The sequence below is a fragment of the Pseudomonas paracarnis genome, assembly GCF_904063055.1.
GTDB classification, from domain to species: domain Bacteria; phylum Pseudomonadota; class Gammaproteobacteria; order Pseudomonadales; family Pseudomonadaceae; genus Aquipseudomonas; species Aquipseudomonas paracarnis.
In genome coordinates, this window is record NZ_CAJFCN010000011.1 from 14,442 (window position 1) to 29,951 (window position 15,510).

The 15,510-nt window shown below is 61.1% G+C and carries 12 protein-coding genes; 7 read left to right on the top strand and 5 right to left on the bottom strand.

What is annotated here, in order from left to right:
- Positions 1 to 25: 25 nt before the first annotated feature.
- Both JMV15_RS21215 and ompR read right to left on the bottom strand, forming a co-directional pair.
- Entirely contained in the window at positions 26 to 1,339 is a 1,314-nt protein-coding gene (locus tag JMV15_RS21215) for an ATP-binding protein (RefSeq protein ID WP_014716473.1), read from the bottom strand.
- Between the two features lie 117 nt (positions 1,340 to 1,456).
- Positions 1,457 to 2,197, bottom strand: a complete 741-nt coding sequence (gene ompR / locus JMV15_RS21220; RefSeq protein ID WP_003187669.1) for an osmolarity response regulator transcription factor OmpR — start codon at positions 2,195 to 2,197, stop codon at positions 1,457 to 1,459.
- A gap of 357 nt (positions 2,198 to 2,554) precedes the next feature.
- On the opposite strand from ompR, the gene JMV15_RS21225 reads away from it, so the two are divergent.
- From JMV15_RS21225 to tauD, 7 genes are all read left to right on the top strand, one after another.
- Positions 2,555 to 4,879, top strand: coding sequence for a Tex family protein (locus JMV15_RS21225; RefSeq protein ID WP_201491902.1), 2,325 nt, complete (start codon positions 2,555 to 2,557; stop codon positions 4,877 to 4,879).
- Entirely contained in the window at positions 4,879 to 5,262 is a 384-nt protein-coding gene (locus JMV15_RS21230; protein ID WP_014716471.1) for a PaaI family thioesterase, read from the top strand. The genes JMV15_RS21225 and JMV15_RS21230 overlap by 1 nt, the downstream gene beginning before the upstream one ends.
- A gap of 214 nt (positions 5,263 to 5,476) precedes the next feature.
- Positions 5,477 to 7,060, top strand: coding sequence for a glutamate--cysteine ligase (gene gshA, locus JMV15_RS21235; protein WP_201491903.1), 1,584 nt, complete (start codon positions 5,477 to 5,479; stop codon positions 7,058 to 7,060).
- Between the two features lie 260 nt (positions 7,061 to 7,320).
- Positions 7,321 to 8,298 carry a taurine ABC transporter substrate-binding protein gene (gene tauA, locus JMV15_RS21240; protein WP_014716469.1) on the top strand — a complete coding sequence of 326 codons (978 nt, stop codon included), beginning with the start codon at positions 7,321 to 7,323 and terminating at the stop codon, positions 8,296 to 8,298.
- Positions 8,299 to 8,315: 17 nt separating this feature from the next.
- A complete protein-coding gene (gene tauB / locus JMV15_RS21245; RefSeq protein ID WP_014716468.1) occupies positions 8,316 to 9,095 on the top strand; it encodes a taurine ABC transporter ATP-binding subunit in 780 nt (259 codons plus the stop codon).
- On the top strand, positions 9,092 to 9,928 hold the full coding sequence (gene tauC / locus JMV15_RS21250) for a taurine ABC transporter permease TauC (RefSeq protein ID WP_014716467.1): 837 nt from the start codon (positions 9,092 to 9,094) through the stop codon (positions 9,926 to 9,928). Before tauB ends, tauC begins: the two co-directional genes overlap by 4 nt.
- Positions 9,929 to 9,942: 14 nt before the next feature.
- Entirely contained in the window at positions 9,943 to 10,779 is an 837-nt protein-coding gene (gene tauD / locus JMV15_RS21255; protein WP_020302426.1) for a taurine dioxygenase, read from the top strand.
- 140 nt (positions 10,780 to 10,919) lie between these two features.
- Here tauD and mgrA read toward each other — a convergent pair whose 3' ends face one another.
- From mgrA to epsC, 3 genes are all read right to left on the bottom strand, one after another.
- On the bottom strand, positions 10,920 to 11,957 hold the full coding sequence (mgrA, locus tag JMV15_RS21260) for an L-glyceraldehyde 3-phosphate reductase (RefSeq protein WP_014716465.1): 1,038 nt from the start codon (positions 11,955 to 11,957) through the stop codon (positions 10,920 to 10,922).
- Between the two features lie 127 nt (positions 11,958 to 12,084).
- On the bottom strand, positions 12,085 to 14,046 hold the full coding sequence (betT, locus tag JMV15_RS21265; protein ID WP_169856569.1) for a choline transporter BetT: 1,962 nt from the start codon (positions 14,044 to 14,046) through the stop codon (positions 12,085 to 12,087).
- 399 nt (positions 14,047 to 14,445) lie between these two features.
- Positions 14,446 to 15,372, bottom strand: a complete 927-nt coding sequence (epsC, locus tag JMV15_RS21270; protein WP_014716464.1) for a serine O-acetyltransferase EpsC — start codon at positions 15,370 to 15,372, stop codon at positions 14,446 to 14,448.
- Positions 15,373 to 15,510 lie beyond the last annotated feature (138 nt).

Consider the following 15,510-nt stretch of genomic DNA (forward strand, 5'->3'; position numbering starts at 1 on the left):
CCCACATTTGCATTCATATTGCTTGTTAGACGGCGTCTCTAGGCAGCATCAACCCCAACGGCAGCCGCACCCGCGCCTCCAACCCGCCGCCTTCCCGGTTGCGCAACTCAACATTGCCGCCATGCATCGACGCAATCCGCCGCACAATCGCCAACCCCAACCCGGTGCCCTTGCCTCCTCGGGCTCGGTCGCCACGGGTGAAGGGGTTGAAGATACCTTCCAGTTCCGCCGGGTCGATTCCTGTGCCACGGTCCATCACGCTCAGCACCACGTAAGGTGCGGCACTGTCGCCAGAAACGTACGCCGCCACTTCCACATCGGAACCAGCATGGTGCAAGGCGTTGCCAATCAAGTTGTTCAGCAGGCGCTTCATCGACACCCGGCGTAATGCGAACGGCTGGATCGGCTCCAGGCGCGTGCGCACCTGCTCACCGTTCTGGTTATAGGGCGCAACCACCTCACGGACGAGCTCCGTGAGGTCGACCTCCTCGACCACCTCATCCCGCCCGTCGCGGATGAACGCCAGGAACTGGTCCAGGATGGCGTCCATGTCTTCGATGTCGCGCACCATGTCATCGGTGAGGTCGGTATGGTCACCCATCAATTCCAGGGACAAACGCAATCGCGTCAGCGGCGTGCGCAAGTCATGGGACACCCCCGCCAGCATCAACTCGCGTTCGCGCCCGGCCTGTTCGACATCTTCTGCCATCTGGTTGAAGGCGCCGTACACCTCGGTCATCTCACTGGGCGTGTCGCTGACCGGCAAGCGCACACTACGCCCCTGGCCCAGTTGGCGAGCGGCAAACACCAGGCGCTTGAGGGGTTGGTTGAGCTGGCGGACGAAGATCCACGCCGACGCCGTTGAGAGCAAGCCAATGGCCAGGAACCAACCCAACACGTTCCAGATTTTTTGCCCACGCAGCGGGTGCGGATAAAGCGGAACCTTGATCCACGCATCCCCCAGGCTTGGCGCTCGCACCCACAACGCAGGCGAAACATGCATACGAAGCCGCACCTCGGTATCGGCGCCCAATTCGGCCTGCATCTGGCGCTGGTAAATCTCGCTGTAGGGCCAATGTTGCTCGCCTTCAGGCACACCGGCGCCGTCAACTCGAGTGAGGGTCGATGCCTTGGCTACCTTTTCGCGGTTCTCAGGGTCTACCGCCCAATAACCACGCAATGTCAGGGCGACGCCATGGCTGTACTGCCGATCCACCAGCACGTCTTCGTTCATCAGCAGATAAACCAACGTGAGTGCCTTGGAAAACAGAACGACAATAAGCACCAGCCAGAGGGTGCGGGAGAAGAAACTTTGCGGGAACCACAGCGGGGTTTTCATAGATGAAAGCTGCACACCTTGCAGGAACGAGCGGTGCTCGCAGAATTGCAGACGCCGGGCATCCCGTCGACCCTCATGGGGTCAAACGCCAGGATACCCGCCCCTGCAAATCATCGGTCACTTGGTTGCGGTGCCATCCGGCACAAACACATAACCCACACCCCACACCGTCTGGATATACCGCGGCTTGGACGGGTCTGGCTCGATCATCCGGCGCAGTCGGGAAATCTGCACGTCGATGGAGCGCTCCAGTGCGTCCCATTCCCGGCCACGGGCCAGGTTCATCAGTTTGTCACGGGTCAGCGGCTGGCGAGCGTTCATGACCAAGGCCTTGAGCACTGCGAATTCACCCGTGGTGAGCATGTGCACTTCTTCACCGCGCTTGAGCTCACGGGTGGCCAGCGACAGTTCGTAGTCGCCAAAGGTGACGCTTTCGTCTTCGCTGCCCGGTGCGCCCGGTACCGCCGGTGCCTGGCGACGCAATACGGCCTTGACCCGCGCCATCAGCTCATCGGGGTTGAAAGGCTTGGCCAGGTAGTCATCAGCCCCCAGTTCCAGGCCCTTGATACGGCTCAGTTCATCGCCCTTGGCGGTGAGCATGATGATCGGGATCTGGTTGTTAGCACCGCGCAGGCGTTTACAGGCAGTAAGGCCGTCTTCGCCGGGCAGCATCAGGTCGAGTACGACCAGGTTGAAGACTTCACGCCCTAACAGACGATCCATCTGCTCGGTGTTCGGCACCGCCCGGGCACGATAGCCCTTGGAGTTGAAAAAACGCTCCAGCAGGCTGCTCAGCCCCGGATCGTCATCAACGATGAGAATTTTTTCGCCTTCAGCAGTTTGTGCGGTGCTGCTCATTGGATGCTCCTCTTATCTCGGCGCGCATTATGGCGTAGCTGCCGTTATACGCACCGTGTGCATTGTTAGCAGATTTTTCATCTACTGCCAGCGAACCCGCGCCCTACAAGCTGCGGCGCAGTAGCCCCCAAGGGCGGAACGCTGGTTATAATGCGGCGCCTCCGTGCAGGGCAACGTCAGATCGTTACCGTTTGCTGCCGGGCTTTTTTTACCCGCTTGTCGTGACTTTTTCGATTTCGAGGGTCAATAGCCAGCCTCTTGACCCAGGCAGCGGCGCCAGTCGGGCCGCTCAACCAGCCTCGCCGAGCCTTGTTTTTACGGGCCGGCGCGCTGATTTTAAGAATTTCAGGTGGTTTTATGGACAGCATCAACAGCCGCATCGCCGAGGAACTCGGTGTACGCCCACAACAGGTCGAAGCGGCCGTCGCTCTACTGGATGAAGGCTCCACCGTGCCCTTCATCGCCCGTTACCGAAAAGAAGTAACCGGCAGCCTCGACGACACCCAACTGCGTCACCTGGAAGAGCGCCTGCGCTACCTGCGAGAACTCGACGAACGGCGTATCAGCATCCTCGCCAGCATCGAGGAACAGGGCAAGTTGACTCCTCAACTGGAACGCGACATCAAACTCGCGGATACCAAGACCCGCCTCGAAGACCTTTACCTGCCATACAAACAGAAACGTCGTACAAAGGGCCAGATCGCCCTGGAAGCCGGCCTGGGTGATTTGGCCGACGGCCTGTTCAACGACCCATCGCTGACCCCGGAAACCGAAGCCGCGCGCTTCATCGACGCGGAAAAAGGCGTCGCCGAGGTCAAGGCCGCCCTCGAGGGCGCCAAGTACATCCTGATGGAGCGCTTTGCCGAAAACGCCAGCCTCCTGGAAAAACTGCGTACCTACCTCAAGCAAGAAGCCATCCTCAGCGCCCGCGTTATCGCCGGCAAAGAGGAAGAAGGCGCCAAGTTCCGCGACTATTTCGAACATGACGAGCCGCTCAAAAGCATGCCGTCCCACCGCGCCCTGGCGATTTTCCGCGGCCGCAACGAAGGCATTCTCAGCTCCGCGTTGAAAGTCGGTGACGAGTTGCCGGGCACCATGCACCCGTGCGAAGGCATGATCGGTCAACAATTCGGCATCCAGAACCAGAACCGCCCGGCGGACAAGTGGCTCGGCGAAGTGGTGCGCTGGACCTGGAAGGTCAAGCTTTACACCCATCTGGAAACCGACCTGCTGGGCGAGCTGCGCGACGGCGCCGAAACCGAGGCGATCAACGTGTTCGCCCACAACCTGCACGATCTGCTGTTGGCCGCACCGGCCGGCCCGCGTGCCACCCTGGGCCTCGACCCGGGCCTGCGCACTGGTTGCAAGGTCGCGGTGGTCGACGCCACCGGCAAGCTGCTGGACCACGCCACCGTGTACCCACACGTACCGCACAACAAGTGGGACCAGACCCTCGCGATCCTGGCCGCCCTGTGCGCCAAGCATGCGGTGGACCTGATCGCCATCGGCAACGGCACCGCCAGCCGCGAAACCGACAAGCTGGCCGCCGAGCTGATCAAAAAATACCCAGCCATGAAGATGACCAAGGTCATGGTCTCCGAAGCAGGCGCTTCGGTGTACTCGGCGTCGGAGCTGGCCTCCAAGGAATTCCCGGACCTCGATGTGTCGATCCGTGGCGCGGTGTCCATCGCCCGTCGCCTGCAAGACCCGTTGGCCGAACTGGTGAAGATCGACCCTAAATCCATCGGCGTCGGCCAGTACCAGCACGACGTGTCGCAGCTGAAACTGGCACGCGGCCTGGATGCGGTGGTGGAAGACTGCGTAAACGCCGTGGGCGTGGATGTGAACACCGCGTCCGTGGCCCTGCTGGCGCGAATCTCCGGCCTCAACGCCACCCTGGCGCAGAACATCGTCAGCCATCGCGACGAAAATGGCGCGTTCAAAACCCGTGCTGCACTGAAAAAAGTCGCACGCCTGGGTGAAAAAACTTTTGAACAGGCTGCTGGTTTCTTACGCGTAATGAACGGTGACAACCCGCTGGACGCCTCTGCGGTTCACCCGGAAGCCTACCCATTGGTGCAACGCATTGCCGCCGAGACCGACCGCGATATCCGTTCGTTGATCGGTGATGCCGCGTTCCTCAAGCGCCTGGACCCCAAGAAGTACACCGACGAGACCTTCGGTGTGCCGACCATCACCGATATCCTGCAAGAACTGGAGAAACCGGGTCGCGACCCGCGCCCGGAGTTCAAGACCGCCGAGTTCCAGGACGGCGTCGAAGACCTCAAGGACCTGCAACCGGGCATGATCCTCGAAGGCGTGGTGACTAACGTGACCAACTTCGGCGCATTCGTGGACATCGGCGTGCATCAGGACGGTTTGGTACACATCTCCGCGCTTTCGGAGAAGTTCATCAAGGACCCACGTGAGGCTGTCAAAGCCGGTGACGTGGTCAAGGTCAAGGTCATGGAAGTCGACATCCCGCGCAAACGCGTCGGCCTGTCGATGCGCATGAGCGACACCCCCGGCGAAAAAATCGACGGTGCACGTGGTGCTCGCCCCGGTTCGACGCCGCGCCAGTCGCAGAACAACGCGCCGCGCAAGGAAACCGCGACTGCCGCGCCAAGCAACAACGCCATGGCGTCGCTGTTTGCCAACGCTAAACAGCTGAAGAAGCGTTGATGGAGATTCCGGCCGGTTTGACCCAGAGCGCATTCAGCGAACTGATCGGCTGCCGCCTGCAACGCCTGGAAGAGGGCGTTGCCGAGGTGGCCCTGACCCTGGAGCCGCACCTGCGCAACCGCGCGGGCAAGCTCCATGGCGGGGCGATTTTCAGCCTGGTGGATATAACCATGGGCCTGGCGTGTTCCAGCGCCCACGGTTTCGACCAGCAGAGCGCCACCATCGAATGCAAGATCAACTATATTCGCGCCGTGGAAGACGGTGATGTGCTGTGCACCAGCCGGGTGATCCACACCGGTCGCCGCACCCTGGTGGTCGAGGCCGACGTGTACCAAGGCGAAAGACTTGTCGCAAAAGCACAGGGCACGTTCGCTGTCCTATAGCTCCCCACCCCCGATTTGAGTTAATTTCGGCGCTGCGATAACAGCGTCGGAATTTTCTCGCTGCGCTGTAGCCCAATTCATGGAGTGAAGTCGGCAAATTCAGAGCGGGTCAAATCGACTCAAAACCAGGCGATCACGCCAGTTTCCACTTCACCCTTGTAGACCGTCCTGCCCACCCCCATATTGGGGCGACTGACGCGTGAAGGAATCCAACTTGAGCGAACTTCTCAACCGCCGCCTGGCCCTGCTCGGCAAGCGCGAACACCTCTCCCTGCTAGAGCAATGCTTGCACGGCATCGAGCGCGAATGCCTGCGCGTCACCAGTGAGGGTCGCCTGGCGCAAACGCCACACCCCGAAGCATTGGGCGCCGCGTTGACCAACGAACAGATCACCACCGACTACTCGGAATCGCTGCTGGAGTTCATCACCCCAGCCCTGCCGAACCCGGCCGATACCCTGAGCAGCCTGGACAAGATCCATCGCTTTGCCTACACCAAGCTGGGCAGCGAATACCTGTGGAGCCCCTCGATGCCGTGCCCGTTGCCGGCCGAGGAAGATATTCCGATTGCCTACTACGGCACCTCCAATATCGGCCAGCTCAAGTACGTGTACCGCAAGGGCCTGGCCCTGCGTTACGGCAAAACCATGCAGTGCATCGCGGGCATCCACTACAACTTTTCCCTGCCGGAACAGTTGTGGCCATTGCTCAAGGAAACAGAAGGATTTGTCGGCACCGACCGTGACTATCAGTCCACGGCCTACATCGCGCTGATCCGTAATTTCCGTCGCTACAGCTGGCTGTTGATGTACCTGTTCGGCGCCTCGCCAGCTCTGGACGCCGGCTTCCTGCGGGGGCGCTCGCATCAGCTTGAAGTCCTGGATGCCGACACCCTGTACCTGCCCTACGCCACCAGCCTGCGCATGAGCGACCTGGGTTACCAGAGCAACGCCCAGGCCGGTCTGACGCCGTGCTACAACGACTTGGCCAGCTACACCGACAGCCTGCGCGAAGCGGTGGCAACACCCTACGCGCCGTACGTTGAAGTCGGCACGCACAAGGATGGCGAGTGGGTGCAGCTCAATACCAACATCCTGCAGATCGAAAACGAGTACTACTCCAACATCCGTCCCAAGCGCGTGACCTACACCGGCGAGCGGCCGATCCAGGCGTTGATGGCCCGCGGCATCCAGTACATCGAAGTACGCTGCCTGGACATCAACCCGTTCTTGCCGATGGGTATCGATCTGCCGGAATCACGGTTCCTCGACGCATTCCTGCTGTACTGCGCACTGAACGACAGCCCACTGTTCGCCAACAACGAGTGCGGCAACGCCACCTCCAACTTCCTCAGCGTGGTCAAGGAAGGTCGCCGTCCTGGCCTGCAATTGCAGCGTGACGGCCAGCCGGTGGACATGAAGGAGTGGGCGGCCGAGTTGCTGGAGAAGATTAGCCCGCTGGCCGCCCTGCTCGATCAGAGCCACGGCATCACCGAACACAGCGAGGCACTGGACGCCCAGTTGGCCAAGGTCAAGGACCCGTCCCTGACACCGTCGGCTCAGGTGTTGGCAGCCATGGCTGAGCGCAAGGAAAGCTTTGCGCAGTTCTCTCTGCATCAAAGCGAAGTGCATGCCGAGTACTTCCGCAAGGAGCCTTTGGCGCCTGAGGAACAAGCGCACTTTGAAGAACTGGCCCGTGCCTCGCTGGCGCAGCAGGCGGAGCTGGAACAGAACGAAGTGGGCGATTTCGATGTGTTTGTCGGCTCGTACCAGGCAAGCATCCTGGCCATCAGCAACTAACCTCAGGCTCGCTCCCCTGTGGGAGCTGGCTTGTGTGGGAGCTGGCTTGCCTGGGATATCGGTGGGTCAGCAACCCACCTGTTGACAGATACACCGCTATCGCAGGCAAGCCAGCGCCCACATTATTTTTGCCAGCCTGAAAACAGGCTTCGCCATTTCCCCTCATAAGCTAATTCGAAAAAGTTATTTATTTTCGAATTCTTAGATCATTTAGTCTCCTCTCACGCCGACCCTCGGCCGCCTGATTGAGGAGCTTCCCCTTGAAACTGTTGACCCCTCTGCGCCTGTTGGCCGCATTGTCCCTGGCCGGTGCCAGCCTGTTTGCCCAGGCGGCGGATGTGACCATTGCGTACCAGACCACCGTGGACCCGGCCAAAGTCGCCCAAGCCGACGGCGCCTATGAAAAAGCCACCAACGCCAAGATCGACTGGCGCAAATTCGACAATGGCGCCGACATCATCGCCGCCATCGCTTCGGGCGACGTGCAAATCGGCTACCTCGGTTCCAGCCCGCTGACCGCCGCAATAACCCGCAAAGTCCCGGTGCAAACCTTCCTCGTCGCCACCCAGATCGGCGGCGCCGAAGCCTTGGTGGCGCGTAACGGCTCGGGGATCAACAGCCCGCAGGACCTGGTCGGCAAAAAAATCGCTGTGCCCTTCGTTTCCACCGGCCACTACAGCCTGCTCGCTGCCCTGAAGCACTGGAACATCGACCCGGCCAAAGTCACCATCCTCAACCTGGCCCCGCCCGCCATCATCGCCGCCTGGAAGCGCGGTGATATCGACGCCACCTACGTGTGGGACCCGGCCCTGGGCGTGGCCAAAGAAACCGGCAAGGTGCTGATCACCTCCGGCGAACTGGCCAAGTTCGGCGCGCCGACGTTCGATGCCTGGATCGTGCGCAAGGATTTTGCCGAGAAGCACCCAGAGATCGTCACCGCCTTTGCCAAGGTCACTCTGGATGCCTACGCCGCCTACCGCAAAGACCCACAAGCCTGGCTTGCCGATACCGGCAACGTCGACAAACTGGTGAAACTCTCCGGCGCCAAGGCCAGCGATATCCCGTTGCTGCTGCAAGGCAACGTCTACCCGTTGGCCGCCGACCAGGTAACCCTGTTGGGAGCGCCAACCACCAAGGCCGTCACCGACACCGCTGCGTTCCTCAAGGAACAAGGCAAGGTCGAGGCCGTGCTGCCCGACTACGCCCCTTACGTCAGCGCCAAGTTCATTACCAACTGACCCAGGAGTTCACTGCGATGGCCTTGCTACAACTGGAGCGCATCAGCGCACAGTACCCAGGCGCCCCGGAACCGGTACTGTCCGATATTTCACTGGAGCTTGGGCCCCAGCAACTGCTGGTTGCCCTGGGCCCGTCCGGCAGTGGCAAGACGTCGTTGTTGAACCTGATTGCCGGCTTTGTCGAACCGTCTGCCGGGCGTATCACCCTCGATGGCGTGCCGGTCAAGGGTCCCAGCGCCGAGCGCGGCGTGGTGTTCCAGGACGACGCCCTGCTGCCCTGGCAGGACGTGCTGGCCAACGTCGCCTTTGGCCTGGAACTGGCCGGCGTGCCCAAGGCGCAGCGCGAAGTGCGCGCCCGCGAAATGCTCGCGCTGGTGGACCTGGCCGGTTTCGACAGCCGGCGCATCTGGCAGCTCTCGGGCGGCCAGAAACAGCGCGTCGGCCTGGCCCGCGCCTTGGCGGCCGACCCTCGCGTATTGCTGATGGACGAACCCTTCGGCGCGCTGGATGCCTTTACCCGCGAACAAATGCAGGAGTTGCTGCTGCAAGTGTGGCGGCGCACGGCCAAGCCGGTATTCCTGATTACCCATGACATTGAAGAGGCGGTGTTTCTGGCCACGGACCTGATCCTGCTGGCGCCCAACCCCGGCCAGATCGTCGAACGCCTGCAGCTGGATTTCGGCCAACGTTACGCCGCCGGTGAATCAGCCCGCGCAATCAAGTCCGACCCGCGCTTTATCGAAACCCGTGAACATGTGCTGGGCAAAGTGTTCTCCCAACGGCAGGTGTACGCATGAGCAGCTACGAACTTCCCGCCACGGCCAGCAAGGCGGTGGCACCTGTCGTTATTCCGGTACGCCGCAGCCTGAGCACGCGTTGGATCAGCGTGCTGACCCTGGTGGCCTTGCTCGCCCTCTGGTGGGCCGTCACCGCCACCGGTTTGATCGAACCTCTGTTCCTGCCGCCACCATCGGCAGTGTTGCAAAAAGGCTGGCTGCTGGCGACCACCGGCTACATGGATTCCACCTTGTGGCAGCACCTGGGCGCGAGCTTGAGCCGCATCGGCCTGGGCCTGGGCTTTGCGGTGCTGACCGCCGTGCCGGTGGGGATTGCCATCGGAGCCAACCGCATTGCCCGAGGCATTTTCGATCCGTTGATCGAGTTCTACCGGCCAATTCCGCCGCTGGCCTACCTGCCGCTGATCGTAATCTGGTGCGGCATTGGCGAGCTGTCCAAGGTGCTGCTGATTTACCTGGCGATTTTCGCCCCGATTGCCATCGCGACCGCAACCGGGGTGCGCACCGTCGACCCTGCCAAGCTGAGGGCCGCGCAGTCGCTGGGCGCAACCCGCGCACAACTGATTCGCCATGTGATCCTGCCCAGCGCCCTGCCCGACATCCTCACCGGTGTGCGTATCGGCCTGGGTGTGGGCTGGTCGACCCTGGTCGCCGCCGAGCTGATTGCCGCCACCAGCGGCCTGGGCTTCATGGTGCAGTCGGCGGCGCAGTTTCTGGTCACCGATGTGGTGGTTCTGGGCATCCTGGTCATCGCCCTGATCGCCTTCGCCATGGAAATGGGCCTGCGCGCCCTGCAGCGTAAATTAGTGCCCTGGCATGGCCAGGCACACTGAGTGAAGAATCCACAATGAGCAGCCTGACCGTTACCCCATTAAGCACCGCCCTGGGCGCCCAGATCAGTGGCGTCGACATCACCCAGCCGCTGAACCCTGAACAGCGCGACGCCATTGAACAGGCGTTGCTCGACTATTCGGTGCTGTTCTTCCGCGACCAGCCGATCACCCCGCAGCAACAGGCACGCTTCGCGGCCAATTTTGGCGACCTGCACATCCATCCGATCTATCCCAACGTGCCGGAACAGCCGCAAGTGCTGATCCTCGACACCGCGGTCACCGACGTGCGTGACAACGCCGTTTGGCATACCGACGTGACCTTCCTGCCCACGCCGGCCCTGGGCGCGGTGCTCAGTGCCAAGCTGCTGCCGGCGTTTGGCGGCGATACCTTGTGGGCCAGTGGCATTGCGGCGTATGAGGCACTGTCCGAGCCGTTAAAGCGCATGCTCGATGGCCTCACCGCCACACACGATTTCACCAAGTCGTTCCCGCTGGAGCGCTTTGGCAACACCGCCGAAGACCTTGCGCGCTGGGAAGCAACCCGCAAGAAAAACCCGCCGCTATCGCACCCAGTCGTGCGCACACATCCGGTGAGTGGGCGTAAATCGCTGTTCGTCAGCGACGGATTCACCACCCGAATCAATGAACTGGAACCGGCCGAAAGCGAGGCCATTCTCAAGCTGCTGTTCGCCCACGCCACCCGCCCGGAATTCACCATCCGCTGGCGCTGGCAGGAAAATGACGTTGCGTTCTGGGATAACCGCGTCACCCAGCATTACGCCGTGGATGACTACCGGCCGCAGCGGCGGGTGATGCACCGGGCGACGATTCTTGGGGATGTGCCGTTCTAACGCTTGGCGACAGATCGTTCCCACGCTCTGCGTGGGAACGCCTCCTGTGACGCTCTGCGTCACGACTTTAAAGCGGACGCCGAGCGTCCGGGGCTGCATTCCCACGCAGAGCGTGGGAACGATCAACCAGTGGTGTAAGGTTATTCAGCAGTGGACGGTTTTTCCCACAGGTTGATCCCACCTTCCTGCGCAAACCGATCAATCTCCGCCAGTTCTTGCGCACTGAAGCTCAAGTTCTTCAACGCCCCGACGTTCTCGATAATCTGTTCCGGCCGGCTTGCGCCGATCAGCGCACTGGTTACCCGTGGATCACGTAATGTCCACGCCAACGCCAACTGGGCCAGGCTCTGGCCACGGCGCTTGGCGATTTCATTCAGGCCGCGTACATGGGCGATGTTGGCTTCGGACAGGTGCTGGGCCTGCAACGAGCCACCACCCGGACGGTTCACCCGAGCATCGGCCGGTACGCCATTGAGGTATTTATCGGTCAACAAACCCTGGGCCAGCGGCGTGAAAGCGATCACCCCGGCGCCGAGTTCTTCAGTGGTCTCCAGCAGGTCTTTTTCCACCCAACGGTTGAGCAGGTTATAGGCCGGCTGGTGGATCAACAGCGGCACTTTCCACTCTTTGAGCAGCGCCGCCATTTCGCGGGTTTTTACCCCGGAGTAAGACGAGATACCGATGTACAACGCCTTGCCTTGCTGCACGGCGGTGGCAAGGGCGCTGGCGGTCTCTTCCAGCGGCGTATCGGGGTCGAAACGGTGCGAATAGAAGATATCCACATAATCGACGCCCAGGCGTTGCAGGCTCTGGTCCAGGCTGGCCAACACGTATTTGCGCGAACCACCACCCTGGCCGTAAGGACCGGGCCACATGTCCCAACCGGCTTTGCTGGAAATGATTAATTCGTCGCGGTAATGCTTGAAGTCTTCGCGCAGCAAACGGCCGAAGTTGATCTCGGCGCTGCCATAGGGCGGGCCGTAGTTGTTAGCCAGGTCGAAGTGGTTGATGCCCAGGTCGAACGCCGTGCGCAGCAACGCGCGCTGGGTGTCGATCGGGGTGCTGTCGCCAAAGTTGTGCCACAACCCCAGGGACAGGGCTGGTAGCACCAATCCACTGCGGCCTACGCGGCGATAGGGAATAGATTCATAGCGGTTTTCGGCAGCAATGTACGTCATCGAATCCTCTCTTGATCTAGGGCAAATAAGGCCCGGGAATAAGCATATTCCCGGGCCTTTTAAGCAGCTGAATCGCTTAAGTCTGCCTCTTCCTTTTACAGCAAAGACCTACTTGAGAGGAACGCTATCAGCGCACCATGTGCAAGAACTGCAGATGGCGCTCGTACTGGTCGAGGATGTCATTGATGATCTGCTCCTTGGTGTAGCCCACCAGGTCATAGTCCTGGCTGCCCTCACTCAAGTGCACTTCGGCCCGATAGTAGCGGCGGTTGTTGATCTCTTTCTTGCCGATGCCGCCCAAGGCGAACGACGGCGTGAAGTAGCCACGCATCTGCACCTGGTAGATGAACGGACGTTCTTCGCCATGGCCGATTTCGAGGCTGACACTGTCGTTGGACGGGTCGGGCTGGGTCACCACCGTAAGGCCCTTCTCGACAAACACGGCGGTCACTTCTTCAATCGCGGGGCGCACCGTGGTGTCGAGGAAACGGTACACCTCGTCACGCGACGGAAAATGCACGGCCTGGCTCAAGCGCTGGCGCCAGCCGCCTCGACCTTTGCGTGAAGCCGATATCGGCGCCAGGGAATGCAACTGCGCGATCTGCTTTTGCGACTCCAGGTAGAACGCCTTGTGCAGCCCCCACATCATCAGCAGCAGGATCAGCGAGAACGGCAGCGAGGTCAGTACCACCGCAGACTTGAGCGAGTCGATACTGCCAGCGAACAGCAACGCACTGGTGACCAGGGCGGTCATCGCGCCCCAGAACACACGCAGCCACTTCGGCCCGTCTTCATCCGCGTTGCCGCCTTTGGACGAGAGGGTGGAGAGCACCACAGTGCCGGAGTCAGCCGAGGTCACGAAGAATACAAAGCTGATGAACACCGTGACCGCGATCACGGTCTTGCTCCACGGGTAGGTTTCCAGCAGCAGGTAGAGGCTCATCGATGGGTCATCGATAGCCGACTGGCCCAGTGCAGCCATGCCATGGTTGAGCACCTGGTCGATGGCGCTGTTACCGAAAATCGACATCCACGCCAGGGTGAAGCCCAGCGGAATCAGCAGCACGCCAAACACGAATTCGCGGATGGTACGGCCACGGGAAATGCGCGCGATAAACAGGCCCACGAACGGCGACCATGCGATCCACCAGGCCCAGTAGAACACCGTCCAGCCGCCCAGCCAGTCGCTCGGCTCGTTGTAGGCGTACACATCAAAACTCTTGGTGGGCAACGCGCCCAAATAGTCACCGATGTTCTGGATCAGGGTGTTGAGCAGGTGCTGGGTAGGCCCGGCGAACAACACGAACAGCAGCAGCGCACAGGCCAGCAGCATGTTGATGTCGGACATCACCCGCACGCCCTTGTCGACGCCGGCCACGGCCACGATGATCGCCGCGCCCATCATCAGGGTGATCAGGCCCACCTGGATCCACTGGGTATGGGCAATGCCAAACAGGTAGTCCAGGCCAGAGTTGAGGTGCAGTACGCCAAAGCCCATGTCGGCTCCCAGGCCGAACACCGTGGCAATGATGCCAAAGCCATCCACCGCATAACCGATAGGGCCATTGATGCGCTTGCCGATCAGCGGGTACAGCGCCGAGCGCAATGCCAGCGGCAGGTTATGCCGGTAGGCGAAATAGGCCAGGGCCATGCCGACAAACGCGAACACGCCCCAGCCATGCAGGCCCCAGTGCAGGAACAACACCTGCATGGCCTGGCGCGCCGCATCGGCGTTCATTGCTTCGCCCTGGGGCGGCTGCACCAGGTGCGTCAGCGGCTCCGAGACACAGAAGAAAAACAGCGTGATGCTGATCCCGGCGGCGAACAACATGCCGGCCCAGGACAGGTAACTGAATTCGGGCTCGTCGTGGTCGGCACCGAGTTTTATCTTGCCGTAGCCCGATAGCGCGGTGACCACCACGAAGACCAGATACAGGGTCATCGCCAGCATGTAGTACCAGCCGACCGTGTTGGCCGCCCAGTTTTGCGCCGCCAGCAGCCAGGCACCGGCCTGTTGCGGGATAGCGATGACCGTGATGCCAAACAGCAGGATGACGGTGGCGGCAAAATAGAAAACGGGCGCATTCATGCGCACCATGCCGCTGGAAGGGGTGGACGATGCACTCATGAACGATGCACCTCAAGGTTGCGGGATATGGCTGTAAAAAACGGACTCAGCAAAGGTAAGCCTCCTGTTGTGAGCGGGCAGCGAACCACCGGTTTAACTTGAACGAACGTTCAAGTTAAACATGAATAGGCGGTCTGGGACTAATCTCGGGGCTGAGTGGTAGGTGTTTCCTACACTAGCTCAGGGATTGGTATGACGCGTGGAGGAGACGAATCGTTCAGCAACCCGACGGTGAAATACATACGAAATGTGGGAGCTGGCTTGCCTGCGATAGCGCTGGGTCAGCCACCCATCTGTTGACTGATACACCGCTATCGCAGGCAAGCCAGCTCCCACACTGACCGGCGTTTGGCTCAGGTATTACTTCTGCGCCCCATCATCATGCTGCAAGTTCGCCTGGGTGATATTCGCCCCGGCCGGCACGCTGCGGGTCAGCCACACATTGCCGCCGATGGTCGAGCCCTGGCCAATGGTGATCCGCCCCAGGATCGTCGCCCCGGCGTAAATCACCACATCATCTTCAACAATAGGGTGACGCGGGTGGCCTTTCTGCAATTGCCCATCTTCATCCGCCGGAAAGCGTTTGGCGCCCAATGTCACGGCCTGGTAGATGCGCACGCGCTCGCCGATGATCGCGGTCTCGCCAATCACCACGCCTGTGCCGTGGTCGATAAAGAAACTCGGGCCGATCTGTGCGCCGGGGTGGATATCAATGCCGGTGGCCGAGTGGGCGATTTCTGCACTGATCCGCGCCAACAGCGGCAGGCCGGCACGGTACAGGTGATGGGCCAGGCGATGGTGGATCACCGCCAGGATGCCCGGATAGCACAACAGCACCTCATCCACACTGCGTGCGGCCGGGTCGCCGTGGTAGGCGGCCAGTACGTCGGTGTCCAGCAGGCTGCGCAAGGATGGCAAGGCCAGGGCGAAATCCTGGATCAGGCGAATGGCGTGGGCGTTGACTTCGCTGTCGTCCTCACCGCTCTGGCGCGCGGCATAGCGTAACTCCAGGCGCGCCTGGGCGAGCAAGGCGTTGAGCGCGACGTCGAGGGTGTGGCCCACGTAGAAGTCTTCGCTTTCTTCGCGCAGGTCCGCCGGGCCCAGGCGCATCGGAAACAGGGCGCCGCACAAGGCCTCAAGAATCTGTGCCACCGCCTCGCGGGACGGCAACTCGCGGCCACCATGCTCGCCACTCAAGCGCCCATTGCGCGTTCGCCACTGGTCGCGGGCGCCGCGCAGCTGGCTGACGATGGTCTGCAATTGCCAATGACTGGAACGCTCACTCACGGTATTCACTCCTGACGAAATGGCCATCACTTTACGGTATGCACCCAGGCAGCTCTTAAGAACCAATGGTGTGAGCATAAGAACCTTTCGTCATAAGCGATTGACGGTTGCCCGATGAAAAGTGCCTGCCTATAGTCC

What these genes read in the sequence shown, in the direction of transcription:
- JMV15_RS21215 (WP_014716473.1), bottom strand. Translation starts at nt 1,339, where the DNA reads ATGAAAACCCCGCTGTGGTTCCCGCAAAGTTTCTTCTCCCGCACCCTC.
- ompR (WP_003187669.1), bottom strand. Translation starts at nt 2,197, where the DNA reads ATGAGCAGCACCGCACAAACTGCTGAAGGCGAAAAAATTCTCATCGTT.
- JMV15_RS21225 (WP_201491902.1), top strand. Translation starts at nt 2,555, where the DNA reads ATGGACAGCATCAACAGCCGCATCGCCGAGGAACTCGGTGTACGCCCA.
- JMV15_RS21230 (WP_014716471.1), top strand. Translation starts at nt 4,879, where the DNA reads ATGGAGATTCCGGCCGGTTTGACCCAGAGCGCATTCAGCGAACTGATC.
- tauB (WP_014716468.1), top strand. Translation starts at nt 8,316, where the DNA reads ATGGCCTTGCTACAACTGGAGCGCATCAGCGCACAGTACCCAGGCGCC.
- tauC (WP_014716467.1), top strand. Translation starts at nt 9,092, where the DNA reads ATGAGCAGCTACGAACTTCCCGCCACGGCCAGCAAGGCGGTGGCACCT.
- tauD (WP_020302426.1), top strand. Translation starts at nt 9,943, where the DNA reads ATGAGCAGCCTGACCGTTACCCCATTAAGCACCGCCCTGGGCGCCCAG.
- mgrA (WP_014716465.1), bottom strand. Translation starts at nt 11,957, where the DNA reads ATGACGTACATTGCTGCCGAAAACCGCTATGAATCTATTCCCTATCGC.
- betT (WP_169856569.1), bottom strand. Translation starts at nt 14,046, where the DNA reads ATGAATGCGCCCGTTTTCTATTTTGCCGCCACCGTCATCCTGCTGTTT.